A 26,229-nucleotide genomic window follows, 5' to 3' on the forward strand; every position below is an offset into this window, starting at 1 on the left:
TCAATTTTCCAATTCTAAAGGCGATTTTGATGGTGTTAGAGATAAAGTGGGAAAAATATACTTATATTTTTGAACAGTTTTAGTCTTCGTAATGCAGATTTTATCATTACTAAGTCAGAGTACCAACAAAAGACATATTGAAAAAAATGTATAGTGTAAATTCAGAAATGGAATCTATACCAACAGGGGTAGACTATTCTAAATTCGATCCAAATATCGAAGATGATAAAGACGGCACTCTGAATGGCATTTTTCAAAATATACCTGAAGATAGGGTAGTTGTTCTTCAGCTTGGGCAAATTGTGTATCGCAAAGGATCAGACCTGTTTGCCGAACGAGCAACATCATACTCTGGGTACCCATGTAGCCATTTCTTACTAGTTGGGGAGTCGCAAACTGAGGAATTCAGTAAAAAAGTCAAAGAAATCTGCCAAAAATCTGGAGATAGAATAACAGTATATGATGGATGGGTTGATTTTGATAAAATTCCACAGCTCATATCATCGGTAGATATTGTGTGCTTATTATCGCGGCCTGGACATGAAGGCGTACCTAGGGTACTCCAAGAAGCATGTGCTATGGAGACGCCAATAATTGCATCTAATGTCGAGGGAATAACCAATATGTTTAATGAAAAGGAGGGGTGTTTTATTATCGATCCGTTCGATCAAGAATCCTTTGATAAAGCTGTTAAGAAATCACTTGAAGAAACCCCCGACAGAGAGAACTTCGCCAAGAGCATAGATATGTCGAAAAATTATGATCGTTACCGAGATATATATGATCAAATAAAATAGAAACATCTACGGTAATTGGGTCTCAATTCTCAAATTCAGGATGACCGTCCAAGAGGAACGGATAGTCATCGCCGAACACCTCTCGAACGATATTACTTCGGACTGATAGGTCGGGCTTCTCCAACGTCGATGTCCTCTATATCGAGCAACATAGCGACCATGAACTCAATGGCTGAGAAAGGGATCGACCCTGGTCCTCCTTCACCGGTCGGTCGTTCTCGACGGCGTACGTCACATTCGACGCCATCCACATCGCGTTGTAGATGAACGCCATGTTAGCCATAAACTCCCGCTTGCTCCACAGCTCGCAGACTTCGCCGTGAAGTCGTGGATTATCAGCCGATAGACGGTCTCTATCGTCCACCGCTGCCGGTACCGCCGCCAGATCTCTAGGCCGCCGAGCTCCTCAGGATCAAGGTTCGTGTAGTTCAGCTTTCAATTTCCCTTGTCCTGTATCCCCGTCTCAAACCGCTCGATCCGCTTCTTCGGCGGCACCGTGATCAGCCACGACTCTGCCTCGCTCTCAGGGACAACTTCACCGAGGCGGACGCCGTACCCTGCCACATTGTAGTCCAGGTTGTAGTGAATGGCGGACTCCTTCAGGTCGTCAATGATGGGCGGCCGAGCACGCAGTCGGCTGATGAACCTTAGGCCGTGCTCTTCGAGGCAGTCCTGCATCCCGCGGCCGTAAAACCAACCGTCCATACAGACGACGTCAGACTCAACGTAGTGCTTCGCCTACGTCAGCATCTCGTCGATCTGGTGCTCGATGCTCCCGCACCGCTGGATGCTCTTCGCCGCCAGCGTCAAGGGCATCACGGCGTTGGCTAGACTGATGCTTGCGATCTGGAACGTGAAGGAACTCCCGGCCCTCTGATTGACGCCTCTCCACGCAGATGGGCTGGTCCTCGTGAGAGATGTCGTTGCGGTCAAGTCGCTTCCCATCTTCGTCTTTCTCCGTCGAGTGGCGGCCACATCAGGTTGTCAGGTCCATGGCGAGGCCGTACCGGTCCGGGAGATAGACGTACTCGTCAAGCACCATGATAATCCGCTCCAGGGCGGCGAGGTAAATCTTTCGTAGTTCGAAGATGTCGTACTTGCGGAGCTGGTTCCAGATTGCTTTGAACCCGGGCGCGTCCCCGTGTAAGAAGTACGACAGAAACCGAAACGAGGCCTCGGCGTCGTTCGGGGGGATGTTGCAGAGTCGGGCGATCTCCATCAGCTTGAACAACTGCCACTTCGAGTACGTACCCAAGACTCGTCACGATCCAACTGGATGAACTATTAGGCGTGCTTCCGCATTTCCCGGGAGATGATCACCAGTTCGGGTTCACCGCGCCCGTCCGCGGTCGCGGCGGGGAGCGTCACGATTTCATCGTTGTCCTCCAGCTGCTCCACTATCTTCCGGAGGCGGTGGCTGACGTCCAGACCGATTTGTGTTTTGACCTCTTCGCTGATTCGCTCGATGGTGTTCTCGGTGATGACATCATTCAGGCCGAGCCGGTCGGCAGCTCCGTCCTTGAGTTCCTGTTCGATGGCGTAGTCCTTGGAGGAACTGAGCGACCGGTAAAGATCAACCGTGCGACATCCTCTTCGTCGAGCTTGGACCAGTTCTTTTCCAGGCTCCAGAAGGAAACGTTTCCGGTGTAGAGGTCGAGTTTTCCGACCGGCTCCTCCGGCCAGAGGCCTTGATCGAGGTAGCGGAGGGGTTGCGTCTCCAAGTCGGGATTGCCCTCAATCTGCGTGATAAGAGACGGTCCGGAACTGGATTCGGAGATGTCGAAGTCGTCGATAGAGAGGTCGTCAAGGTCGCGTCGGAGTCCTCGGGGGGCTCCAGAAAGCGGCCAGGTGTTCGCCCGTCAATGTCCGGTTCCCGCGACATGTTTCCCGGACGATGCATCAGTTTGGTACTTAAAACAGTCCATTAGTGAACCGAGTTCTACACCCATGCGGACTAATTCGATGTAGACTGCGGTAAGTGACAGCACACAATACTTTTTGATTTGTTACGTTGGGTATTGGGGTGGGTCGTACAGCGTCGTTGGTTCGGCGGTGTATTCAGCTTCAAGTCCGACACCGTTCGTGAGGTACCCCTTGTGGATCGAGGTTATTGAGCAATGTCTCGTATCCAGCGGCTGGTGTCGCCACTGCAACGTTGATGGAGAACGTTGTCTTTGCCACCCCACCTTTCCGATTCGTAACTGCTATCTTAGCAGATTGTGCTGGTATAGCTTGCTATACGCTCTAAGAGAATAGAAAATTCAGCCAGTCAAAGCCATAGACCTACGTTTGTCTTGGACCACAGAGAACAGACCAACAACCCGCTACCAAAGAGCGTTATAAATAATCAGCGTCGTGTGATAAATTATTTACCATCGTGTCGATGATGTACAAACGGAACGCAAGTCGGGAACATGACATCGTAGGCGCTGGTCGATTGATTGGAGTATTTGATTCGACACGTCGAATGATTGACTTCGGTAGTCGATTACCTACTTGACGCTTGATTGTATCGAGTGTCAACTTAGATGTTACTTTTTCATATGCGTTTTCGTTTTTCAGATCGCCAAGTACGTACTCAATGAGGTCTTCCCCAAGGACTTTGCGTGCGTGATCTGTGTCCAGTTCACTCTTCAGGAATGCTTGAGCCTCATCGCTCTTGAGGAACTGTTCTTCATTAGGGTTCGCCGATTCCGTCGCCACCGGTACATCTGGACTCCGCCCACGGACATACTCGGCATAAAGTTGCTTTTCGGTTCGCAGTTCGTCAGGTAATCTTCGTACAGTTTCGAGAATTCGTTGGGTGAGAAATGGATTAACAACCTCAATGTACGGCGTCTTGAGTGCCGTTAGAGCTCCCAGAATGACGGGAAGACGATAAGTGTGATACAGGCGATCACGCCAGGTGGCTAAAGACTCACCCGATGTGCGCTCCAGCCGCTTAGGAAATTCCTGTCGGCGTACTCCAGGGACGGACAATGAAGAGAATGCATCGTAGTCTTCAACCATCTGTGCGCCGGTCACCTGTCGAACCCCCATAGGCGACCCAACCGTTTTCCAGCCAAAGCCTTCGTCGCCACGGATGAGCCCGCCGATACCGCGGTTTGCGAGGTCTGCAAATACGCTGAACCCGTCCAAGTATCCAGAGATGTGGTCAATCCGGCCCTCGCCGGCAGTGACAAACCGTTCAAACACAGTTTCGACATCGTCAGACGTCTCCGGAATTGTGTAATATCGGTGATCAACGTCACACGCTGCCGCCAACTCCCGGGCTCGAACTGCGTCACTCTCAGGGTGATCAAGAGCGGCATCGGTGCCCCAGGTAATGGTGCGTAGCCCCTCATAATCACAAAGTCTGAATAGAATCTCGCGGCTGTCGAGGCCCCCCGATAGCGGGAGTTCCCAGTGTTCCGTATCAAGTTCGAGAGCTTCGAACGTGTCGTCAAGCGCGGTTACCAGTCGTTCGTGGTGGACCGACTTCGGCTCGTCGGTCGGTTCGAACGTCGCCGGTTGGGTCGCCTCCGTCAATTCCCATGTCGACCGATTGAGTCGGACGGATCCATGGGGTAGAACTTGTTCCACGCGTTCGTCCCAGGTTTGTTCCGGCCCGAGCCCCCCGGTGGAAATCATCCACGCGATGGCGACATCGTCAAGGACAACCTCATCGGCGAAGTGTTGGATTGCCCGTTGTGAAGTAGACGCAACGAAGAGATCGTCGAATAGTCGGTAGAAAAGCGTCCGCGATGCAGTTACGTCGGCGACCAATTCGACACTGTCAGTGTCGATTCGAGCGATTCCGTAGCTCCCGTCCGGGCGGGGTGACCCCGGTTCGTGCCAATCCTCACGGGGGGGAATCATCTGCCCCAAACAGACACTTGCTCCGTGGATGGGTAAGGAATCCGGCGCGTTGATCGTACAGCTGATGACGCCGTCGTCACGGATGATCTCAACATCGCGTGGTGCATTGCTCGGGAGGATTCGATCCGCGATAGTCTCTAAATCGTCCGTGGTATAACTGTCAGTCGTTCCGTTTCGTCCACAAATGACGAAGAATTCGGCCATAGAGAACAAGTGCCGTAGGAGATATAAATAAGTCAAACATCGGCACTGTCTAGTTCTCAACCACCTCAGCTAGCGTTCGTCCGCTGAGCGCTTGATTCGGTCGTTCATGGTTGTAGTGATGTCTGAACCGCCCTAGCCACCGCTCAGCGCTGGCCCGACTGCCCCGGCAAAACGAGTGAAAGCGGTCGATTCGCATGATGACAGTGTGAAACCAATTTTCGATGTGGTTTCGTTCTCAGTAGTCGAGCTGACCGCTCAATTCATGACGTGCGAGGGCAGTCAGATAACCCAAAGAATCGACGAGAAACCCTGTATCGACGACATCGTGTTTCTTGGTGAGGCGGTGCGGAACGCCGCCGCGGGGTCGGTCCCGCGATGGCTGAAGAAGTCGATTTCGAGCAGTAGCCGTGGTTCTGTGTCGATTGCAGCGTAGATCCACTTTTCTCGCCGTCAACTTCGATTTGGTTTCGTGGACCGCGACCGCAATGGCAACGCCGTCGGCGGGTCGCTCATTGCTTCTGACAGCGGAAGCACCCAATTCCAGACCACGCCGGGAGAATGGTCGACACCCCAGAGTTCTAAGACTGCGACCGTCTCCCTGATCGACAGCCCCGCCGTATGGAGACGCACCCTCAAACCGCCGGACGGGTGTCGGGGGTGTGCTCGTTCTCCCAAATGTCTTGGCTGTCCGTTTCCAACGTTTCGCTGAGCAGGCTGCGAGTGGCATGAGCACCTCTCGCTACGGCCTGCTGACTTCTCAATCCCACAACTAGACAGTGCGCAAACATAACACCCAACGACGAACTGATACATCAAAATCAGAAAATTCCTAGGATCGATCGCCACAAGCGGGCAGCATGAAGGAATCTCAAACGAGGTGAATCTCTGAACAACACGGCTTGGGACACCTATAAACAGCACTGAGAGAGGAATTAACTCATACGAACTTCGTTTATTCAATTCCTGGAGATTATCCCCAAATAAAGTTGGGTTCGGCAATTTAGTGCTTAAAGGATATGGCACACACGCACACACAAATCTCCGCTTTTGCATATAAATACGAATGTTTCACCGACAAAGAGGTACTTTTGATTGTAAATCTTTCTTATCCACGCCATACACGGCATTTAGGTGTATTCCTAACCCATCCTAGAGCAGCATCGCATCCTCAACAAACATCACAACACCCTCGGAGACGAACCATACGCCATCGTTTGTGACGATAGTCAGAATTCATACAAATCGACCTACACGGCGACTGAATTACTCGTTGAAAGCTACCAAAATGAAAGGCCGACTCACAAATCTGAATTTAAGATTTCGTGATTTATTTCAGAGGGCTGGAAATAAATTGTGTGATATCGAATAAATAATGGTATCTATGAGAATAGACAGCCAGATCACGGTTATTTAGATAGAGTTTATTACTTCACTCATACGCCGACCGATATTTTGCCACTTATGTTGGTTTTGGATATAATGAATACCATTCTGTCCTTTTAATTGTCTTTTCTGTTCTTGTTGAAGAATTTCTTGTAACTTTTTGGTAATCTCATCGGGATTGTTCTTTACAACGGAACCCGTATTATATTCCTTAGTTAAGCGCTGTATTTCAAAGGTACCACTAGCGATGTACGGTGTCCCTACAGCCATAGTCTCCAATAACTTCGTCGGGCAAGCATAGTCAAGTTCATGCTCTGTCTTTAGTGTAACGAGGCTCACGTTTGCCCCAGCAAGGAGTGAAGGGATCTCATCACGATCAACATACCCTACAAATGTCACTCGTTCCTCAATTCCAAGTTCAACGATCTTCTGCTCAAGTTCTATTCGACGTTCACCTCCACCGACCAACATTAATTCAGGATTACCATCAACTCCGGCGAATCCGCGGAGGAATGGAACAAACGCCTGACCAGTGCCCAAGTTCCCCGTATAGATGATATCGGCTGAGTCTGCAGGTTCCACGTCAGGAGAGAAAAGCTCCGTGTCGACACCGAAGGGGATGACATGGACATCGAACGAGAGTTCCGGATACTTATCCTCATAGTACTCGCCCATCGTATCAGTGATGACAGTCACAGCGTCTGCACGAGCGTATGAGATACGCTCAAGCCAACTCACGGCCCGATAGAGGATCGAACCCTCGTCGACGTAACCGAGATCTGCTGCGTTGTCTATCCATAGGTCGAAGATATCGATAATCCAATCGCGCCCCGTCAGCTTCCCGACGAGACCAGGTAAAAAAGTCGTATGAGGTGCGGACATCGTGACAATACAGTCGTATCGCCAAAATGTACAGAGCACGTAAAGGGTACTCAACATCGAAAATATTCCGTAATTGAGGATGCGTCCGACGGTGGTGTCCTCTACCGGTTGATACGTGAACAATCGGGTGGTAGGAACGCCGTCAACTGTTTTCCGTTTAATCGGTTGCCAGCACCGATCAAACTCTCCAAAGGGGAATGTCGGGAATGTAGTCAGAACCTGTGGTTCGATAGAATCGTCAAGATGCTGCGAGAGTTTCGCCCACCGATGGGCACCACCCATCGACTCCGGTGGGAAAAACTGCGTCACGACGAGAACGTCAGTCGTGTCCCCGTCAGACATCGCTTTTCGGACGAAGGGGGTTTTCATCGCCGGGACGAAGAATCAACACGTCGGTGTACTCTGGTTCGGCTGATAATGCAGTGAGTTCTTCAGCAGTCTCGCTGTGATTGACGAGCTGAACAAGCGCATCGGGTTCGACTTCTCTAAGGAGCGTTCGTAAATCGTTGTACGCCATCCCGTCGACGTATCGGTCCTTATGAGTGATGTCGTAACCATTAAGGCGTAATTCGTCAACAATGTCCATTGCTGGGCTCTCACGCGTGTCCTGCGTGTCAGGCTTATAGGCTGCACCGAGTGCCAGCACTTTCGGCGAATCTAGATCCGCCAATGCGTGGCGGATCCGTCGAGCCGTTGCTTCGGGCATCATATCGTTAATCCGCCGGGCAGTTGTGATGAGGTTAGTGTGTTCAGGATCAACTTCGTTTAGGAACCAGGGATCTACAGGGAGACAGTGACCACCGACTCCGATGCCAGGATTTAGAATGTCGACCCGGGGGTGCCGGTTCGCAACCTCGATTACCTCCGTCATGTCGACATCTAGTTCTCTGCCGATTAACGCAAACTCGTTCGCAAGTGCGATGTTCACGTCCCTGAACGTGTTTTCAATCAATTTGCAGAGTTCGGCCGAAATGAGATCGGTATAGAACACCTCGCCCTCAAGGAACGGGGTGTAAATCTCTGATGCCGCTCGCGAACCGTTACGTGTGTACCCGCCGATTACTCTATCGTTGTGAACGATCTCTTCAAACACATTACCTGGAAGAATACGTTCTGGGGAATGGGCGAGGTACACATCGTCGCCTGGTTCAAACCCAGCCTCCTGAAGCATTGGGACTATTACTTCATCAGAAGTTAGTGGAGGAATAGTCGACTCAATATTGATTACGTCGTCTTTCTCTAAATAGGGGATTATAGACTCTAATGCTGCTTTGACGAAGCTCAGATCAGGACTCTTCTGGGGCTCTGTTAATGGCGTCGGGACAGAAATGACGTATGCATCCCCGTTCTCCGGAGATGTTCTTGCTACCAGGTTCTCGTCTACCTCCTCGCTTTCGAGTAGCGTTTGTAGCTCCTCTTCGTCGAGGTTGAGTGTCTGATCGTTTATTGCTTGGACCAGATTTTCATCGATATCCACCCCGACGACCTTCTTTCCAGCTTTCGCCAATTGGAGGGCTAATGGAAGCCCAACAAACCCGGTCCCGATAACGACGATTTTGTCAATCGCCGGGCGACTCCTTCCCGTCGAATCTGTTTCCCTACGCATCGACGTCATAGTAATCTCTCATCCATTCGATTGTCTTCGGAATCCCCTCTTCAAGCGAGACACGTGCTTCGTGATCGAGGTCCTGTTTAGCTTTCTCGACACTCGCCCGCTTGTTCAACGTGTTGTGTTCCTCACGGCCTCTGTATTCGACCTTGTCGTCGTCCTTGTCCAAGTAATCCAAAATCAAATCGGAGAGTTCCTTAATGTCGTAGTACTCCTCGCCAGCAATGTTGTAGACCTCCCCAGGCTTGAACAAGTCGACGATGTTCGCGAGTGTTCGAACCGTATCGCCGATATAGGTAAATGACCGATGATGATTTTCGTAGACGTGATAGGGGTTGTCGTGGAGAGCGTGGTAACAGAACTTACACACGACACTCCGGTACTCACTGAATTTCTCACCAGGGCCATACGTGTTGAAAAACCGGACCCGAACAGTTTCGTTCCCATGGCGGTCAGCAGCATTGAGAATTTGCTGTTCGTTGACCCATTTTGAGATCGCGTAATCGTTGAGTTGGCGCGGATTCTCCTCAAGTGGCACAGATTCCTCCATCAAATCGTCATAATCTCCGTATACCTCACTCGACGAGGAGAAGATCATCCGGAATTCATGCTCTTTCTGGAGGCGGAGCATGTTCTTCGTCCCAATAGCGTTCGACTCCCACATCGTTTCGTAGAAGTCTTCACCGTTCTTACGCCCGAACTCTGCCGCAAGATGGTAGACGTACTCGAAGTCGTGTTCCTCAAAAATATTTGCCAGCTGCCGATACTGGCTTACGTCGCATTTAAAATACTTCTCTCGTTCACTCCATGGAAGATCCGCAACCCAGACATCATGTCCTCTAGACTCGAGTTCTTCTGTGAGAGGAGCTCCGACAGCTCCAAGTCCGCCAGTAACTAAGATTTTCGCCATAGGAATGCTGTGTAAGTTTGATTACTTATCCTTTGTTGTTCAGTGAAGCAATCGATCTCGGGCATATCTTGTCAAGAATCCTTTCTGAAGTGTTCCCGTCTCCAAACGGGTTTTCCCAGTTTCCTTCCTTGCTATACATTTTGTTCGCACCTCGTTTGATCGATTCAGATGCGATATCAGACAGAACGTTCCCTCCTACTTCAACAGTCTCAGGTCGCTCTGTCGAATCCCGAAGCGTCACACATGGAACGCCGAGAATGCATGCCTCTTCCTGAACCCCACCTGAGTCTGTGAAGATCAACTCAGTCCCCGACTGGAGTGTGAGGAAATCCAAGTAATCCTGTGGTTCGATTAGCCGAATGTTGTCAGGTGCATCAATCCCAGCTCCGTCCAATGTGTTTCGAGCTCGTGGATGAATCGGATATATCACTTCTCGTTCGAACGATTCAGCAGCCTCACTCACCCCAGAAAGTAGGCTACTAAATCGAGAAGGGTCATCGACATTGTTTGCACGGTGGGCAGTTAGAAGGAAATATTTCCCGCGTTCAACCCCAAGTTCCTCGAGTACATCGGACTTCTCCCTTGCCAAATCAGAGTTCTGCTGCACCGCATCGACGACAGTGTTACCAACTACATGGATTCTCTCTTCAGGGATTCCCTCACTGAGAAGGTGATCCGCCGATTGCTCAGTAGGGGCAAACAAGTAATCCCCAACGTGATCAGTCAGGACACGGTTAGTCTCTTCGGGCATTTCTCGGTCGAAACTCCGAAGACCGGCTTCAACATGTGCGAGCTCCGTATCCAATTTGGAGGCTGCGATCGCCCCCGCAAGTACAGAGTTTGTATCGCCCTGGACGACGAGTACATCAGACTCCTCCTCAAGGAGTTTCTCCTCAATACCCGACATCATCTCACCCGTCTGCTTACCTTGGGACTTCGAACCGACCTCCAAGTTGTAGTCTGGAACTGGCAACTCCAGTTGTTCGAAGAACACCGTGTCAAGACTGTCCGAATAATGCTGGCCCGTATGGAGAAGAGTGTAATCGACTTCGCGTCGCTCACACTCCCGAATAACGGGTGAGAGTTTGATGATCTCTGGACGAGTTCCAAGTACGATTGTTACGTCAGTCATTCGTGAAGTTGCCTGAGTGTATTCGAAATACGATTCAAAATGAGCCCAGAGAAGATCCCGAGGACTCCGATAATGGTCACGAATCCACTAACTAAGGCCTTCGCTGGGTAGAAATTCCCAGTAGCCCTGTAAATCAGGATTCCGTCGATTCCGTATAATGCACCAGCCAAGGTCAGAACCAACCCTGGAACTCCAAAGAACACTAACGGATGTCGGTCCCGAACCAACTCTAGCACAAATTTCACGACAGTCAACCCGTGACGAAGCGGGTGGTATGTCTGCCCGTCAATCCCGTCGTACCGGACATGGATCGGCACTTCCTCAATACCCAGCCCTTGCTGAGCGGCAGAGTCGATCATCTCGGTCTCCACCCCGATCCCGTCCGTTTTGAGCTCTAACTCCCTGACAGCTTGGGGTGAGAACGCCCGGAACCCGCTTTGGGTATCAGTCATGTCAGCCCCACTGGAACCGAGCGTCAACTTGTCCAACACCTGTTGACCGAAACGCCGGTACATCGGCGTCTCGTCATATTCCTCCTGGTCGAGATATCGACTACCGACCACCATATCCGCGTTGCCGTCGACAACCTGCTCAGCGACTTGAGGTATTTCCTGTGGAAGATGTTGTCCGTCGCCGTCGATCAACACCAAAGTCTTGAACGACTCCCTCTCGACGCGATCAAAGAGCGTCTGCACAGCCCCACCCTTACCACGGTTCGTCTCGTGTTCAATGACTTCGGCGCCAGCTGATTCAGCAATTGAAACCGTGGTGTCACTGCTGCCATCGTCGACGACGATCACTTTATCAGCATACTTTTTCGACGCGTGTACGACACTTCCGATTCCGATCTCCTCGTTGTACGCCGGGATACCGACGATGATACCGTACTCTTCGTCCTCGTGAGAGCGAATCGCATACTGATCAGACGATTCAAGTCGTTTCACGCTGGCTTCCAGATCAAGCGGTGACCCAGTATCGTGGAAAACAGCACCCGGGTACCCCTGATCACGTAGGTGCGGGATCAGCTCCTCGAACAGTTCACGCTCGGAGTCGCGATCAGGTAGTGTGGTGACAGACACGCCTAAGCGTGAAACAACATCGACGATCGGTGAGTCGTCTCCCTCAGTCTTCACCACGAGGACCGGGTAGCCAGCGTCCTGAGCATCGACGACCGTTTCGACGAGCGATTCAGTTTCGGTCTGTGTAGTAACACAGATGACTGGGCGGTCGGTTCGATCCCCATCAACGGCTCGGTGGTTGGTTTGGGCCACGTTACATCTCCTCCTTGGTTCCGATCCCGCTCCACACGGTACCGCAGTCGAAGTCTCCGGAAAGCAGAGCGGAGACGGGCCAATACATTAGCTGTATGAAAAACAATCTCCACGAATTAAAAAGGTACTGTTAGCTGAGTAGGGTGATCCTGAATCAAATAGTCTTCTCCTTATCACACCACGCCTGTACATGAACAAGCGAACCGATTCAAACCCTTCACTTGCTACAGTGGAGTGGCTATCAAACGTTGTTCACCGAGGCAAAATCCCGAATCATCCTCCGAATGACACTGCGAACAAGCAGGAGTATTGAGCGTAGCAGTCCACAGTTTCAACTAAATCAGTGACACGTTCGCTCAAGGTATCCATGTCAACCGTACCTGGGATCGGTTCGGGTCCGGTCCATCAGCTCCGGCGTTGTTTCGCTACCCTAGCCTCATGCTGTCTCGAAGCTTCATTTGGAACAGTAAAGTGTCTCTCCATTGGTTCAACTGAGACATCCACCACACGTCTTCGAGCAGTGGAGCCGGCAACGACATCATCACCGTCAACGACTAGTAGCTCCGCACTCCCGACAACTCGACGACGACGTTGAATACGTCAACAAATTCGTGGTGGACGAAGACTCTCCCCACCGACGTCGATGTCGTGTTCCACCTCGCAGCACTCTCGTCCTACCACTTGTTGCCAGTGCGATTTTCTTTATCAACGTGATTAATCACCTGCTACCCCACTCTGGATAACCTCTTAGACGTTCACCGAGTGATCTACCACCTCCTCAGCGGCTCCCTCGTCAGAGTTACCCTTAACTGGCTTCACACGAAGTTCCCCGAAGCCGTACTTCGAGTGGGAACCCAACCGCGTAATAGCGTTCTTCGCCGTCGCAACCGGGCGGTCGCCCGTGTAACCGACAACCTGACCATGATCAACAGTCTCACATCGGTACACGTCCTCCCCCTCGACGATCTTCTCCTCGCGATGGCGGAGTTGGGACTCCTCAGCAACACTCCACCACCACGGTACGTCCACATCGTTCGTCGAGGGGTACTCGGATCGCAGAACGTACGGCGTGACGACCTCAAGAATGTACGCCTCGCTATCCCGAAGCCGGGAGTAGTCAAGCGCCTCCAAGTCGACTACCTGCGTGTCCTTCAGCCGGGTCATCCCGTAACCGTAGTTCCGTTGACCGCCAAACTGTAGCCCGTCGAGTGTCGCCTCGTCAAGCGGCAGTACGTCCGGATCGTCGGGGTGCAGGTAGGCGTGAACGTACCAGTTCGTGGTCTGGGCGTCCTTTCGATGATCTTCCGGCCGCCCCATGATGGTCTCATGGGCCAGCCCTGGCTGGCGATGCTGCGTACGGATCGGGTGGACGTTCAGGGCGTCCCGCGGCCGGGAGTCAAGCAGCCACGAGTGCGATGGATCGCGGAACAGGAACAGGTCGTCATAGGCGTCGACGTCCGCCAGCGAGGACCCGAGGTACGGCATGATGCCGCTCTGCGAGTGTTCTGCAGGGAACGTCCCGAACTGGCCGGGAACGAACATACCGTGGCTCGCGTGGATGGCCTGCGCCGTCTCAGAAGCGAGTTGCTGGCCAACCGCGTGATAGATCGCGTTCCCCGTAACGTAGTACAGGTGACCAATATAGTCCATCTCCAGTTCCCACATCACCTGTTGAATTCGGGTCATGGCCGCCCACCCCAGGTACGAAAGTCCTCGATGTACTGGAGTGCCGTCGACCAGCTCCGGAACCGTCGCAGATTTGCATCGAGCGCTCGGTCCCACTCGTCGTCATCGACGTCGACAGGGGACGCCGTGAGACGCTGCCACGTCGACGCCCACGATCGCCACGGCCTGGAGCCCAGTCGAGCGAACGGCTGACCGTCGCGGTCGTCGGTTGGGGCGATGCGCAGGGCGAACTCGTCGTCCGCGTAGATCGTGCGATGGGGCACGATCGCCTCAGCGGGATCGACGACGAGCGCGAGGTCGGCGAACTCATGCCCGGCGCGGTAGTTGTCGAGCAACGCCGCGACGAGCAGCGTGTGGTACTTCAGCGACGTGTATGGGTAGTAGAAGCTCTCATTGAACGCCGAGGCCACCTCGGTGTCGAGCCACGCCCGATGGATATCCTGGGGGTCGTCCTCAGTCAGGAGTCGCCTCACAGCGGTCTCCACAGTTGATCGTGTGAACGCTTCAGGGTCGTATCGACTGTCCCCGGACAGCAGCGAGAGGCGATAGTGGTTACCGTGAGTAGTGACCGTCTGCTCGGGCTTACCGCTGGGGCGGCTCAGCGCCGATGCATCGCCGTCTGCGCCATACGGAACAGTCTGATTCACCTCGACGCCGGCGAACGTCTCCGGGGCGTACTTGTGCGGTTCCCCATTGAGCTTGTGGGCGTCATGCCGGTACGCGGCGACCATCTCCATCTCGACCTCGTTGTCAGTCGACGTGCTGTCAGCGTGTTTCGCGTTCTCGCTCATTCGTTCTCACCGTCGATGCGGGCTGCGAGCGCGTCCTCGATCTCGTGCCGGTGGTTCGACTCCCACTGCTCGTCCTTCTCGTCCATCTTCGAGGTTGAACGCTTCCCACGGTCGAAGATGCGCTTCAACTCGCACTCCTCATAGAGTGGGTTGATGAGGTCACAGTAGACGATGCCCGCACCGAAGTTCCGCGACCCACCGAGTTGGTGCATGAAGTCGGTGTTGTGAGCGTTGAGGTAGTCGATAGCCGTGGCCAACAGTCCGAGGAATTCGGGCTTCGGTTCACGGAACGAAAGGTGCCAGCAGCCCTCGAGGTTCGATACCGCGTCGACCGCAGTATTCCGGAGCGGTTCGCGGTTGTCCGCTTCGTTCCGAGAGACGACGTTTCGGTTGAGGCGGCGATAGTGTCCCTCGGCTTGCCCACGCCCGTACTTCACCGAAGAGCGGACCGGTGAGAACTTGATGGGGCGGCGCATCAGCTTGCCGGGCACACCGTTGAAGCCACCGAACAGGTCGAAGATCACGCACCCGTCATCTTCCTTCGGTTCGTCGGTGCACGCGCCTTTCTCGTGGTAGCCATCCTCGAGGTCGCGTTCGTACACGTCGGCTTTGCGAAAGTCAGCATTGGACTCCCCAGGGTGACAGGCTGTCGCGCCGTGTTGCTGAACGACAGACTCCATACCGTGGCGAAGCCACCCCGACAGTGGATAGGCGGGGATGATGCCACCAATCTGATTCTGCGGGTCGTCATCTTCGTAGTTGTCGCCCGCTGCGTGGTGGCGATCAGTCATGATCGAGTCACCGACGACAAGTAGATCGCACTCAATCCGGACGTACACGTCCGTGATGTCGTGGATCTCAGTCATGACGTGTTGACCCCCAAATTAGGGTAGTAAGCGTGTGGAACGGAACGCGATGAATGCGAACGATGCCTTCAACTTGGTTTGGAGTTGAGTTCTTCATGGGTTTCCTCGCTTGCAGCGTGTGGAACCCGGCCCGCGTGTCTCCAGCACGCGGGCGTTCCTTCAACTGTCACGCCCCGAAGAGCCGAGCTTCCACAAAACAGGTTACTGCCCACAGTCACTTATAGTTACTGTATATAGTAATCATGACTCCATACAGTCAGTAGTGACTGGACGTAGTAACAGGTACTATGGTACAAGCCAGTCAACAACCAAGCATGGTTGACGACCAGTACCGGGGGATTCTGACTGAGCGAGAGCGCGAAATCATCAGGGGTGAGGCGGAGGTTTCCGAGAACTACCGCTATCGAGTGGTGAGCCGAGTCCGCACGAAAATGGAAAACGTCGGCGAAGATGTGGAGATTCTTTCCGAGAACCGCGACGATCTACTCGAAGAACTCCGTGAGGTGGTTTGTGAGGATAGTGCGTGAAAAAAGACGGTAGGACTGACCCACCTTCTCGCTCATGAAGTGGCGTTCGTTGTTGAGTGATTAGTTTAGCTGTCAGGAGGAAACGAATGACCCTCGTTTCTCGGGGTAGTCCGACCACGTAGAACCCCGCGAAAGGCGCTCGCGTCAACGTCGAGGGGTTCGTCAACACGATCGAACAGGCCCGCAAGGACGGCTGCGACACCGTCGTCTACGCGACCACGTCCTCCATCTACGGCGACCGGACCGAACCCTCTCCCGAAAGCATGGACGTCGAAGCCCGAACCGGGTACGAAGCCTCGAAACTAGCCCGGGAGCGCTACGCCGAGTACTTCCACAACTTCCACGACATGTCCCTCGCCGGCCTGCGCTTCTTCTCGGTCTATCAGGGCTTCGCCGGCGCCGAGGAACACAAAGGCGAGTTCGCCAACACCGTCGCCCAGTTCACCGACAAGACCGCGAACGGCGAACGCCCGGAACTGTTCGGCGACGGCACGCAAACCCGCGACTTCACGCACGTCGACGACGTCGTCCGCGCCTGCGAGCTCGCCGCCGACCATGAACTCCAAGGCATCTACAACGTCGGCACTGAGGAGAGCTACACGTTCAACGAGATGGCCGCCATGATCAACGACGAACTGCGCACCGACGTCGACCCGACGTACATCGAGAACCCGCTGGAGGTGTACGTCCACGACACGATGGCCGACTACTCCAAACTGCACGAGGCGACGGGCTGGGAGCCGACGATCGACTTCGAGGAAGGCCTGAAGCGCGTCTGTGAACCGTACAAGGACTCGGCGGTCACGAAAAACTAAGCCACCACCATGAGCCGCTACCCCCGAACCGTCCGGTCCGCACGCGTGAAGTGCGTCGCCTGCAACGCCCCCGCAGCAGAAACCATCGACGGCGCGTACGTCTGTGTCGAGTGCGGTGACACCGTCGTCGGCGCCCGCGACTAACGCCCATCTCTCCACGACCGCCCCGTATCCCTCCCATCTCGACATGTACGAGTATCTCTTGAGCGCTCACAGGGGGCTGATGGGATGATTAACCAACAGATGTCACCGCCATGGCGCGATGTGTTGGTTAAGGCTGTGCACTCTCGGAGTCTCCACTCAGTGAACCAGTACTGGCTAGCGTGGCCGACACGAAACGCCCGGTCGACAAACTCTCAGCCAATAGTGAACCCGCCAAAACAGCCACCCAGGAGTCCTGACCCGTCACGAGTGCGTGGAGTTAACAAGCAGGAAACAAATTATCCACTCGTGCGCCTCCTCAAACGCCTCCGTAGCGTCGTCGACGACGAGCCCACAGCGATGTGGGAGTGTCGACACTGCGGGGAAACGCTCGCAGCCGACATGGAGGTATGCCCGAACTGTGGGGCCAGCGATATCGTCTGCTACCGATTTGGCTAGCACTGGCCCAAGGCGTTGCGGCATCGCCGCCGAGAGGGCGAGACGATCACAGTGCAGATTAAACCGAAAAGAGGCCCACTGGCTTCGATTTCGCGTCGTTTGTTCAAAGATGCGCCGATGAGGCGTCAGTTCGCCCGCATCCTGCCGTCCAAGCGAACCACGCACCAAAACCACCGAAAAGCTATTCCATACGTTACCACGAGACAGAGTGTGACTGGCTATCAACAGACACTGAAGCCGTTCCTCTGGCGGGCCGAAAACATCACCCCGGAACGCGAGATCGTCGCACGGACACACGAGGGAACGAAGCGGTACACCTACGCCGAGTACGGTGACCGCGTTCGGCAGTTGGCGAACGCCCTCGACGACGCCGGCGTCGAGACTGGCGACCGCGTGGGGACGGTGTGCTGGAACACCGACCGCCACTTCGAGACGTACTTCTCGGTCCCGAACACGGGGGCACAGCTCCACACGATCAACCCGCTGTTGCCCGACGGCCACATCCAGCACATCGTCGACGACGCCGAAGACAAGGTGATCTTCGTCGACCCGTCGCTGGCCGAGAAGCTGGCCACGGCGTACGACCCCGACGCCTTCGAGAGCGTCGAGCAGTTCGTCGTCATGGGCTCGGAGGTGCCCGACCTGCCGCTCGAGCCGCTCACCGACTACGAGTCGTTCATCGGCGACCAGTCGACGAGCTACGAGTTCCCGGAGTTCGACGACGAACAGCCCGCGGGGATGTGCTACACCTCGGGGACGACGGGGATGCCGAAGGGCGTTGAGTACACCCACAAGATGCTCCACGCCCACACGATGGCGACGATGGTCCCCCAGGCGCTGAACATCGACGACTCCGACGTGGTGATGCCGGTGGTGCCGATGTTCCACGTCAACGCGTGGGGGATGCCGTTCTCGGCCGCTGCTGCCGGGGCGAAGCAGGTGTTCCCGGGGCCGTCGCCGGAGCCGGCGGACATCGCCCGACTCATCGAGGAGGAGGGAGTGACGCTGACGGCGGGCGTGCCGACAGTGTGGCTGGGGCTCCTCGAGTACATGGAGGACAACGACGTCGACGTCTCCTCGCTCGACCGGATCGTCGTCGGCGGGGCGGCCGCCCCGCAGGCGCTCATCGAGCAGTTCGACGAACTCGGCGTGGAAGTGCTCCACGCGTGGGGGATGACCGAGATGTCGCCGATCGGGACGGTCGCGAACCTGAAACACGACCTCCTAGACGCCCCGAAGGACCAGCAGTTCAACGTGAAGTCGAAGCAGGGGCTGATCGTGCCCGGCCTCGAGTTCAAGGTGGTCGGCGACGACGGCGACGAGATCGAGTGGGACGGCGAGGACTTCGGCGAGTTGCTCGTCCGCGGGCCCTGGGTGACGATGGAGTACTTCAACAGTCCGGCGGCCAACGAGGAGGACTTCGAGGGGTCCTGGCTCCGGACCGGCGACATCGTCACCGTCGACACGGACGGCTACATCGAGATCGTCGACCGCGCCGACGACGTGATCAAGTCCGGCGGGGAGTGGATCTCCTCACAGGAACTGGAGAACGCGATCATGGCCCACGACAACGTGAGCGAGGCGGCGGTCATCGGCGTGCCACACGAGCGGTGGCAGGAACGGCCCGTGGCGATGGTCGTCGCGCCCGAGGGGACCGACCGCGATCGGTTGAGCGAGGAGCTCCGGGAGATGCTCCGCGAGGAGTACCCGAAGTGGTGGGTGCCGGACGGGTTTGAGTTCATCGACGAGATCCCGAAGACGGCGACGGGGAAGTTCTCGAAGAAGGATCTGCGAGAGCTGTACGAGGGCGAGGAGAGCGAGCTGCTCGAGGAGGAGGCGCCTGAAGAAGCGGCCCCGGAAGGCGAGGACTGACCAGCCTCGCCGATTTTCCGGTCCGGACCGTCGAGCGGGTCGAGGAGGATTTCTCAAACGCGATCGAGATGGGCGTGTCCGCATCACTCATCGGGAGTCCTGTCCGCATCACCGGTCCGCGCTGCAAGCAACTCCCGAATCGCGCGGGTTTCAACAGCCTCCCCTGCATCCCCAGCGCCCGGAAGCGATGACCGAGTTTCTGTCGTTGGGTCGAAATCGATCACTTGCTTCTCCTTCGGCATCGCCTCAACCGTAATCCCGCGCCACTCCCCATCGACGCCGACCAGCGCCTCCGCGAAGCCAGCATCCTCGTTCCCCGGCACGGCATCCTGCACGAACCGCATCTGGGCGTAGTTGAGCCCGAACTCCTGGGCCCACTCCTCGTCCATTCCGTCCAACCGATGGAACTGCTTGACCGCACACTGATCGAGGATCGCCTCACTCTCGGCGTGCTCGAAGAATTCGTCGACGGTCTGGGTCACCAGCCGAATCGACAGATCGTGATGGCGGTGATGTCGGAACACCGTCTCCAAGAAGGCGAGACTCGCGGCGTCCTGCATGATGTAACGGGCTTCGTCGATGTAGAACACCACCTCCTTCTCCGAGACCTTTGCCCGTTCGTACACGAGCGAAATGAGCAGCTGCATCGTCAGCGCCGTACTGCTGTCGACGCTGCCCTCCTGTTGCGCCAGATCCAGATAGATCACCTTCTCGTCCCGGATGTCGAACGCCGACTCAGTTCCGAGATTCGCATGCCGACCGCCCTCGTCGAACGGCCGTAACTGATCGAGCAGCCACGTGGCGTCCTCCTCGAGCTTCGTCGCCTCCTCGTCGGCCCGAACGACGAACGCCTCGGGGTCGTCGACCATGTCCTCGAACACGTCCAGCATGTCCCGGATCGTCGGGCTCGGGTTGTCGTGCGTCGAGATGTCGTCCGTAATCCCCTGGCGCTTGTACGCCCGCTTCAACCCGAGCTCGAGCGTCGTCCGGCGATCGCCTAACGAGATTCCCCGCAGTGCGAAAAAGTTGGTGAGGAAGCTCATCGCGTCGTCGAGCTTCTCGTTGAACGGGCTGGCGTCTTCCCCCATGGCCCGCTGCACGCGTTCAGGCGTTTCCCGGATCTCCAGCGGGTTGAGCCCGAGCGTCCCACCGACCGTGATCCGCTTCGCATCCAGCGCTTCTGCGACGCCGGCCCAGTTGTTCAGCGGTTCGAGGATGACGCCGATCCGGTCGCGCTCCTGCTCCATCGACCGGATGAAGTTCTGCTTGGAACTGAACGACTTCCCGGAGCCCGTATCGCCGACCGTGAACATGGCGTAGCCGTTCTCCCTGTTGAACGGGTCGATCACCACCGGGCTCCGCGTGTCTTTGTGCATCCCGAACTCGACGCCACCCTCCTCGAGAATCGTCGCGTTGTGCGGTGACGCCAGTAGCGCCCCGACAGCCCCACCAAGCGCGATCGACTCCCGCCCAAATTCATTCGCCCCGATGGGGGCCGCCGACTGCAGCGCCACGTCCTGCCGACAGATCGCCGTCTTCGGCGTCAGGTTTGCGGGCTCGTCCCGCAGCGTACTCTTGACCTGCTGCACGTCGTCCTGTAGCGTGTCTCGATCATCGGCGCGCACCGTGACGAATACGCCCTGGTCGAACACACGGGCGCCGTTCTCGACGGCCGTGTACGTCGCCGCCGCCTCGTCCGCTCGCTCCTGCAGGTACGTACTCCGCACACTCTGTTCGAGGTCGGCATCCACCTGCAGGTCGTCGGCGATCTCCTGCAGTTCGTTCCGGGCTCGTTCCTGGTTCTTGGGCGTGATGTGGGCTGTCAGGTCGAACTGCACGTCGGTCAGTTCGAACAAGTCGCTGAGGTAGCCGTCACTCGGGTAATCGGGGTAGTCGGCGATGTACAGCGTCGACGTCCACTGCTCGCCGACGCGGGCAGCGCGGGTCTCCCACTCGATGGCGTCCGGCGCCGTGACCGTCTTGTGGGACTCCGCAATCTCGTCGAGGAGCTGCCCCTCCGCCTGGCCATCAGCGAGCGTCGCCTCGTCGAGCACGTCCGCGAAGTCCACTGTCTCCTCCTCGTCCGCGGCGTACCTGTCCCAGAGGCGTTTCCCACCACCGACGACGCCGACGACGATCACCGCGTAGAGTGTTGCGCCCTCAGGAGTGGTCGGTGCACTGAGCCACTCCACGAGCTGCCGCCCGACCCCACCACCCAACTGGAGGAGTGCACTACGCATCCTGTCTCTCCTCCCGGCGCGAGTGGCCGACAACGGGCTGCTCGCGAACGACGGCCTCGGCGTCGCCGTACTCGTACTCCTGCCCGTTCCAGAACGCCATGTTCAGCACGAACAGTTCGACCGTACTCAGTCGGCGCGCGGACCACCCCGCAGCCTGCTGGATGAACCCCGCCCGTACGTCGGTCACCCGGCTATCCAGTTCTTCAAACATTCGGGCCCGCCGCTCCACCGCGGTGAAGTCCTCACGTCGCGTTACGAACGGCGTGAACAAGATGCCGACCACGGGCAGCTGCGTCAGCTTCTCCACGGGTGTGGCCTCCTGACGGTAGCGATCGTACACGTCCAGCGGCGACACCTCGACGCCGATGTAGTACTGCAGCTGCTGGATTCCCTGTTCACGCATCTCCGTGGGCCGCGTCTCGCGGTACTCCTCGAGCAGTTCCCGGAAGATCGGGTTCGACTCGACGTCCTCGTCGTCGAGCCGCTCCTCGATGGTCTCGGTCAGCTGTTCCACTGGAAACGACCGGGTTGTGGCGTGGAACGTTAGCTTCGCGTCCAACTCCTTGTTCGCGAACTCCGCGCCGGCCGCTTGCAGCTGGGCCCAGTCGTCCGCCATCGCGAAATCCATGTTGGCGGGCTCGACCTCGATGTACGCCTCCATCGTCCCGTCGGCGCGCTGGACGGCGCCGGCACCGGGCCACGCCCGCTCGATGTTGGTGAGGTCTTGCGTCCGTTCGTCCGGCGTGAACGGCGTGTAGTTCGCCAACCCACCCTCGTTTCTGGTGGAGTCGGCGTCGTCCGGCGCACTGAACGTGATCCCCGGCCGCTTGACGTACCGGAACACGTCGGTGGTCCACGTCCAGGCGTTCAGGTGCGCCGGCGTGACGTAGATCAGCGCCGCCCCGAACCCGGCCCCGCCGGCGATCAAGGGTAGGGCGAGTGACTCGACGCCGGTGAGACTGGCGAGGAACAGTCCCACGATCGGGAAGGCGAGCAGGACGCCGACGTCGCCTTCCTCGATGTTGAGGTAGGGGATACGGCTCTCCTCGCCGAACTGGTCCATGATGCGCCGTGACGCTGCGTCATTGTCTGAAGCCATGGATTAGTGGATCCCGCTGTCAAAGTCCATCCCGTAGTCGTTGGAGTCGGCACCGCCTGGCTCGTTCTCGGTTCGTCGGTAGGACGGCTCACCACCATCCTCATCGTCGTCTGCACCGCGAGCAGCCGCTTTCTGGGCGACGGCTTGCCCGGCAGCGGCTTTCGGCCCCCACCGTGCGGCGGTGGTGGCGACGCTGACGTTGCCGGCGTACGCGCCGGCGGCGACGCCGCCGACGATGGCGACCCCTTGGGTGGCACGACGCAGGGCCTTCGCCGTCAGCGGTGTTGCGTAGATGAACGTCTTCCAGGTCGCGTAGAGAGCGACGACGGGCAGGGAGACGGCGACGAGGTACTGCAAGAACGCCGTGTCGGGTGCGAGCCCGCCCGTCGTGTAGACGATGTCGTACCCCTTGAACACGACCGCCGCCGGGAGCGGGAGGACGGCAAGCGGCACGAACCGCTTCGCGAACCCGGTGGCGATCCGCGAGACGATCGGGACGTTGCCGTACGCCAGGGCGATGGCGATCGGCATCCCGTAGAGGTAGACGTAAAGCAGGATCTCGCGGATGTAGAGGAGCGCCTGCAGGGCCCACATGGATATGCCGCCAGCGAGGGCGAAGAGGAGCGAGAGGGCGGGGTTGGAGATGGAGGCCTCCAAAAACCTGGTCATAGCGCTCTTAATGGCTGTGAATTCAGGCAGAAGTGCGATTGTGAACCCATCGACGAGATAGAGCGCCAGGGTTCCGACCCAGTACCACACAATAACCAGGAACGCACCTGTCCAAGCGGCTTTCTTCGTCTTCTGTGCTTCGTATGTGCTCCCCATATCGAATATCCGGATTGCATGCCGCCCTTGGACGCTTATCACAAGAAGAAGTAGAGCGATGACTACTATCTCGCCACCAACTAGTGTGTCTTGTAGTTGCATCCACGGTTGATTCGTCGGATCCCCGAACACAAATGGGCCGTTCGTCTTTGGTGTCGGGGTCCCGAACATCGCCTCCGACAAGGTCCGGTATCCAGAACGGAGACCATCCATGAATAAGCCGACAAACCATTCGACAGTGTCCTTGACTCCCTCAAGGACAACATCGATCAGGTCAACCATCTCTATGCCTCCGAGATTATGATTTCGCAATCATCTATCTCCGTAGAACCGGAGTACCGAACGTTGTACGTCTGAGTGACGGAGGAAGATTTGACACCTGTATCAAGCGTTACTGTAAACTCACCACTGTTCCCTTCTAGTGAGCAACCCATCCCTTCTGAGGACACGGAGCCAAACGGGAACGATCCGCTAAACACATCAACTGTCTTTCCCGGGACGACAACGACTTGCTCTTTTTCGTGAATCCCGCTTCCACGTGGGTTTTCGAGTGGGTTTGGGACGTCTCCAGTGAAAGTTAATTCATGGATTGTTTCAGGGCCGGTTCCAGTATTCTCGACAGTTACGAATGCCTCGCCGTTAATCAGGAAGTTTGAGTCAGAGCTCGACTCCCCGTACACCTCCTCCCACGCCCTGTCCGGGTGGTTCCGATACAACCCGACCTCGCGAATCTCCAAGTTGGGCCGAATCGCGAGCGACTCCTCGACGACCGTCTCCTCCCCATTCAGCCCGAGCACGTCGTACTCCCCCGGCGTGTACGCGGCCCGGAACTCGAAGGACACCTGCTCGGCACCGGCTGCAACCCCACGCGTCCCCCAGAGCTCGCCGTTGGGCTGAATGAGGTTCACCTGGTCGATCTCTGTATCAGGGGCGAGCTCGACGACGAGGGTCGTCCCCTCGACGCCCACGTTCCTGAACGGCCCCTCACTCGTGCCAGTGCCGTCCGTCCCGGGATCCGGCCCGGGGAGTGGCCCGCCCTCGGTGGCGCAGCCGCTGACGCCGACGACGGCGCCGACGGCAAGCGTTCGGAGGGCTGTACGTCGATCAATGGGGACGTTGTCCGAAGTCATGGTTTGTCCGCGAACCTCCGTGTGGGACTGAGCAACAGCAAGACCCGACGCCCGGCGTAGAGTGCGACGACGAACGGGAGCAGCTGCCAGCCGACTTCGACGGCCAGCGCGACCCAGCCATCCAGCGTGGTGAGTGGGTGCCACCTCACCGTCGCCGTGTCGCCGACGTACGCCGAGGCCTGCGACACCCACGAGCCGGGGTGGTACCGGGCCGTGTAGATGCCGGGGCGGTCAAGCGTCACAACGGCGACGCCCGATGCGTTGGTCTCGACGCGCTGGTCGGCGATCGTGAGGTAGCCGTTCCGGTCCGGCCCGTCCGCAGGCACGTCGCGTGCGCTGTCGTTGAGGACGATCGGCTCACCCGAAGCAGCACTCCGCAGCGTCAGGCGAACGCGGGCTCCGGACTGGTTCTGTTCGATGACGACGGCCGTCAGGTTGCTCCTACTGAGCGGGCGCTCGAACCCGTTGTCCGGCTCGGTAATTGAGGCGTTCACGCCGCGGACGATGCCCGCAACCTGGATCGCGGCAGGCGCCACCCGATCTGCCCGCACGGCGACGCCGTGACTCGCCGTGTACGAGCGATTCACGACGTCGACGTGGATGTGCTTCCCGAGTGACGCCGCCGGTGACGATGCGTTCGTCCCCCAGGTCTCCAGGATGTCGGGGCCATCTCGAACTGGCTCCGCTCGCGGGCCGATCCGCGAGGGGTAGGCGTGGACGAACACGGGAATCGCGTCCGACTCGATCCGTTCACTGCCCGTCGCGTTGCTTCGAACGAGCGTGTCCCACCTCATGTCCCGAGCCGTGTAGAACCGCCAGACGCCACGAACTCGCGCAGAGCGGTTCGCGGTGAGGGTGTACCCCTGCCACGGCTGGGACTGGAAGACGGCGACGCCCGCGTCGCCGTTGGGGTAGTTGGCGTAGTAGACAGACGCCGAAAGGTCGTACACCTCGACGGCCAGCGAGTCGCGGACGGTAAGTGTCTCGGCCCGCGTCGTGGTGTTCAGCACCGGGCCGGAACTGTTCGCCCGGGTGGTGCCACGTAGTCGGACGTGGATCTCGGCTTCGAGCGTGAGCGTCACCTGGCCGTCATCGCCGAGCGCGTACGGCAGCGCCGGCGTGTGCGTTCCCTCGCGTTCGACGACCGGCTCGCCGTCGACGAGCAGGCGCACGGTCTCGATCTCGTGGGCGACGAGCGACCAGTCGGTCGTCCGGTTGCCGTTCGGACTCGTGTTCGGCACTCGAACCCGGTAGTCGACGAACCCGCGGAGCGTGCCGTTCGGCGCCACGTAGTGGACGGTCCGGTTCGGCCCCAGGTGGCCACGCGTCGACGGCTGGGCGGCGAAGATCGTCGCGTGGGCGTCGGCGATCAGCGTCCCATCCTTGAGCGTCGCGTTGCGGGGGGAGATCGAGGTGTTCGGCCCGCCGGCGTCGAGGTCGGCGAAATCGTTCCGCGTCCACGTCGCGGCGGTCGACGGCGGCCGAGTGAACGTGATGTCGGTCCCGTTGGCGAGCTGCGCCATTGCCGACCGGGTCTCGCCGTAGCGCTGGCGGTACTCGCGCTCGGCCATGTAGTCGTCGGCGTCGCGGGACCACAGCGTCGCGGACTCGTTCTCTGTGAGGCCGTTGTCCTCGCTGCTCGGCGCTGGTGGCGCGGTCCCGACAGCCGCCACTCCTGCCGCGAGACAGAGCACGGCCGTCAGCACGAGTGGGGCGCGGGACGCCATGGTGC

23 protein-coding genes and 3 pseudogenes are annotated in these 26,229 nt (G+C 57.3%); 7 read left to right on the plus strand and 19 right to left on the minus strand.

The annotated features are described in order from the left end of the window. Positions 1 to 167: 167 nt before the first annotated feature. Entirely contained in the window at positions 168 to 797 is a 630-nt protein-coding gene (locus ACP95_RS15200; protein ID WP_161782052.1) for a glycosyltransferase family 4 protein, read from the plus strand. Between the two features lie 435 nt (positions 798 to 1,232). On the opposite strand, the gene ACP95_RS05005 is transcribed toward ACP95_RS15200, so the two are convergent. The 3 genes from ACP95_RS05005 to ACP95_RS05015 are packed head-to-tail and all read right to left on the minus strand — an operon-like array spanning position 1,233 to position 2,016. Next, positions 1,233 to 1,475, minus strand: coding sequence for a hypothetical protein (locus ACP95_RS05005; RefSeq protein ID WP_049980154.1), 243 nt, complete (start codon positions 1,473 to 1,475; stop codon positions 1,233 to 1,235). A gap of 60 nt (positions 1,476 to 1,535) precedes the next feature. Further along, positions 1,536 to 1,742, minus strand: a complete 207-nt coding sequence (locus tag ACP95_RS05010) for a hypothetical protein (RefSeq protein WP_049980155.1) — start codon at positions 1,740 to 1,742, stop codon at positions 1,536 to 1,538. Between the two features lie 31 nt (positions 1,743 to 1,773). Then, the gene (locus ACP95_RS05015; protein ID WP_154018446.1) at positions 1,774 to 2,016 is read right to left on the minus strand and encodes a hypothetical protein; all 243 of its coding nucleotides are present in this window, start codon (positions 2,014 to 2,016) and stop codon (positions 1,774 to 1,776) included. 71 nt (positions 2,017 to 2,087) lie between these two features. On the opposite strand from ACP95_RS05015, the gene ACP95_RS05020 reads away from it, so the two are divergent. Then, entirely contained in the window at positions 2,088 to 2,447 is a 360-nt protein-coding gene (locus ACP95_RS05020) for a hypothetical protein (protein WP_049980157.1), read from the plus strand. Between the two features lie 414 nt (positions 2,448 to 2,861). Here the strand turns inward: ACP95_RS05020 and ACP95_RS16600 are convergent, their stop codons facing one another. The 8 genes and pseudogenes from ACP95_RS16600 to ACP95_RS05050 all read right to left on the minus strand — a co-directional run bounded on the left by ACP95_RS16600 (position 2,862) and on the right by ACP95_RS05050 (position 12,046). Further along, entirely contained in the window at positions 2,862 to 3,026 is a 165-nt protein-coding gene (locus ACP95_RS16600) for an AAA family ATPase (protein ID WP_082224574.1), read from the minus strand. Positions 3,027 to 3,134: 108 nt separating this feature from the next. Beyond that, a complete protein-coding gene (locus ACP95_RS15580; protein ID WP_154018447.1) occupies positions 3,135 to 4,859 on the minus strand; it encodes a hypothetical protein in 1,725 nt (574 codons plus the stop codon). 49 nt (positions 4,860 to 4,908) lie between these two features. Then, positions 4,909 to 5,572 (minus strand): annotated as a pseudogene (locus ACP95_RS15210) (IS6 family transposase). A gap of 697 nt (positions 5,573 to 6,269) precedes the next feature. Continuing rightward, entirely contained in the window at positions 6,270 to 7,466 is a 1,197-nt protein-coding gene (locus ACP95_RS15215) for a glycosyltransferase family 4 protein (protein WP_161782053.1), read from the minus strand. Then, positions 7,459 to 8,730 (minus strand): nucleotide sugar dehydrogenase, encoded by a 1,272-nt coding sequence (locus ACP95_RS05035; RefSeq protein ID WP_202593780.1) that lies wholly within the window; start codon positions 8,728 to 8,730, stop codon positions 7,459 to 7,461. Before ACP95_RS05035 ends, ACP95_RS15215 begins: the two co-directional genes overlap by 8 nt. After that, entirely contained in the window at positions 8,723 to 9,643 is a 921-nt protein-coding gene (locus tag ACP95_RS05040) for an NAD-dependent epimerase/dehydratase family protein (RefSeq protein ID WP_049980160.1), read from the minus strand. Before ACP95_RS05040 ends, ACP95_RS05035 begins: the two co-directional genes overlap by 8 nt. A gap of 25 nt (positions 9,644 to 9,668) precedes the next feature. Further along, positions 9,669 to 10,775, minus strand: a complete 1,107-nt coding sequence (wecB, locus tag ACP95_RS15220; protein WP_082224576.1) for a non-hydrolyzing UDP-N-acetylglucosamine 2-epimerase — start codon at positions 10,773 to 10,775, stop codon at positions 9,669 to 9,671. Beyond that, on the minus strand, positions 10,772 to 12,046 hold the full coding sequence (locus tag ACP95_RS05050) for a glycosyltransferase family 2 protein (RefSeq protein WP_237560402.1): 1,275 nt from the start codon (positions 12,044 to 12,046) through the stop codon (positions 10,772 to 10,774). Before ACP95_RS05050 ends, wecB begins: the two co-directional genes overlap by 4 nt. Before the next feature lie 578 nt (positions 12,047 to 12,624). Between ACP95_RS05050 and ACP95_RS16605 the strand changes: the two are divergent. Next, positions 12,625 to 12,724 (plus strand): annotated as a pseudogene (locus tag ACP95_RS16605) (NAD-dependent epimerase/dehydratase family protein); the annotation flags it as partial. A gap of 69 nt (positions 12,725 to 12,793) precedes the next feature. Here ACP95_RS16605 and ACP95_RS05055 read toward each other — a convergent pair. From ACP95_RS05055 to ACP95_RS05065, 3 genes are read right to left on the minus strand one after another with little or no spacing between them, the layout of a single operon-like run. Further along, the gene (locus ACP95_RS05055) at positions 12,794 to 13,732 is read right to left on the minus strand and encodes a hypothetical protein (RefSeq protein WP_049980162.1); all 939 of its coding nucleotides are present in this window, start codon (positions 13,730 to 13,732) and stop codon (positions 12,794 to 12,796) included. After that, complete coding sequence (locus ACP95_RS05060) at positions 13,729 to 14,523, minus strand: hypothetical protein (protein WP_049980163.1); 795 nt, start codon at positions 14,521 to 14,523, stop codon at positions 13,729 to 13,731. The genes ACP95_RS05055 and ACP95_RS05060 overlap by 4 nt, the downstream gene beginning before the upstream one ends. Then, positions 14,520 to 15,389, minus strand: a complete 870-nt coding sequence (locus ACP95_RS05065) for a hypothetical protein (RefSeq protein ID WP_049980164.1) — start codon at positions 15,387 to 15,389, stop codon at positions 14,520 to 14,522. Before ACP95_RS05065 ends, ACP95_RS05060 begins: the two co-directional genes overlap by 4 nt. Before the next feature lie 314 nt (positions 15,390 to 15,703). On the opposite strand from ACP95_RS05065, the gene ACP95_RS05070 reads away from it, so the two are divergent. The 4 genes and pseudogenes from ACP95_RS05070 (at position 15,704) to ACP95_RS05080 (ending at position 19,203) form a co-directional block, all read left to right on the plus strand. Further along, the gene (locus ACP95_RS05070; RefSeq protein ID WP_049980165.1) at positions 15,704 to 15,916 is read left to right on the plus strand and encodes a hypothetical protein; all 213 of its coding nucleotides are present in this window, start codon (positions 15,704 to 15,706) and stop codon (positions 15,914 to 15,916) included. Between the two features lie 122 nt (positions 15,917 to 16,038). Then, positions 16,039 to 16,731, plus strand: a pseudogene (locus ACP95_RS05075) (NAD-dependent epimerase/dehydratase family protein); the annotation flags it as partial. A gap of 9 nt (positions 16,732 to 16,740) precedes the next feature. Continuing rightward, positions 16,741 to 16,875, plus strand: a complete 135-nt coding sequence (locus ACP95_RS16435) for a hypothetical protein (RefSeq protein WP_272913164.1) — start codon at positions 16,741 to 16,743, stop codon at positions 16,873 to 16,875. A 666-nt stretch (positions 16,876 to 17,541) separates the two neighbouring features. Then, entirely contained in the window at positions 17,542 to 19,203 is a 1,662-nt protein-coding gene (locus ACP95_RS05080; RefSeq protein WP_049980166.1) for a long-chain fatty acid--CoA ligase, read from the plus strand. Positions 19,204 to 19,286: 83 nt separating this feature from the next. On the opposite strand, the gene ACP95_RS05085 is transcribed toward ACP95_RS05080, so the two are convergent. Genes ACP95_RS05085 through ACP95_RS05105 form a run of 5 tightly spaced genes read right to left on the minus strand, consistent with a single transcriptional unit; the run spans position 19,287 to position 26,224 of the window. After that, positions 19,287 to 21,443: a VirB4 family type IV secretion system protein gene (locus ACP95_RS05085; protein WP_049980167.1), complete on the minus strand. Its 2,157-nt coding sequence runs from the start codon at positions 21,441 to 21,443 to the stop codon at positions 19,287 to 19,289. Further along, positions 21,436 to 22,542 carry a hypothetical protein gene (locus ACP95_RS05090; RefSeq protein WP_049980168.1) on the minus strand — a complete coding sequence of 369 codons (1,107 nt, stop codon included), beginning with the start codon at positions 22,540 to 22,542 and terminating at the stop codon, positions 21,436 to 21,438. Before ACP95_RS05090 ends, ACP95_RS05085 begins: the two co-directional genes overlap by 8 nt. Positions 22,543 to 22,545: 3 nt before the next feature. Further along, positions 22,546 to 23,649, minus strand: a complete 1,104-nt coding sequence (locus ACP95_RS05095; RefSeq protein ID WP_049980169.1) for a hypothetical protein — start codon at positions 23,647 to 23,649, stop codon at positions 22,546 to 22,548. 2 nt (positions 23,650 to 23,651) lie between these two features. Continuing rightward, entirely contained in the window at positions 23,652 to 24,497 is an 846-nt protein-coding gene (locus ACP95_RS05100) for a hypothetical protein (RefSeq protein WP_049980170.1), read from the minus strand. Beyond that, on the minus strand, positions 24,494 to 26,224 hold the full coding sequence (locus tag ACP95_RS05105) for a hypothetical protein (protein ID WP_049980171.1): 1,731 nt from the start codon (positions 26,222 to 26,224) through the stop codon (positions 24,494 to 24,496). The genes ACP95_RS05100 and ACP95_RS05105 overlap by 4 nt, the downstream gene beginning before the upstream one ends. Positions 26,225 to 26,229: the final 5 nt, after the last annotated feature.

The sequence above is a fragment of the Halolamina rubra genome (assembly GCF_000739555.1).
GTDB lineage: Archaea > Halobacteriota > Halobacteria > Halobacteriales > Haloferacaceae > Halolamina > Halolamina rubra.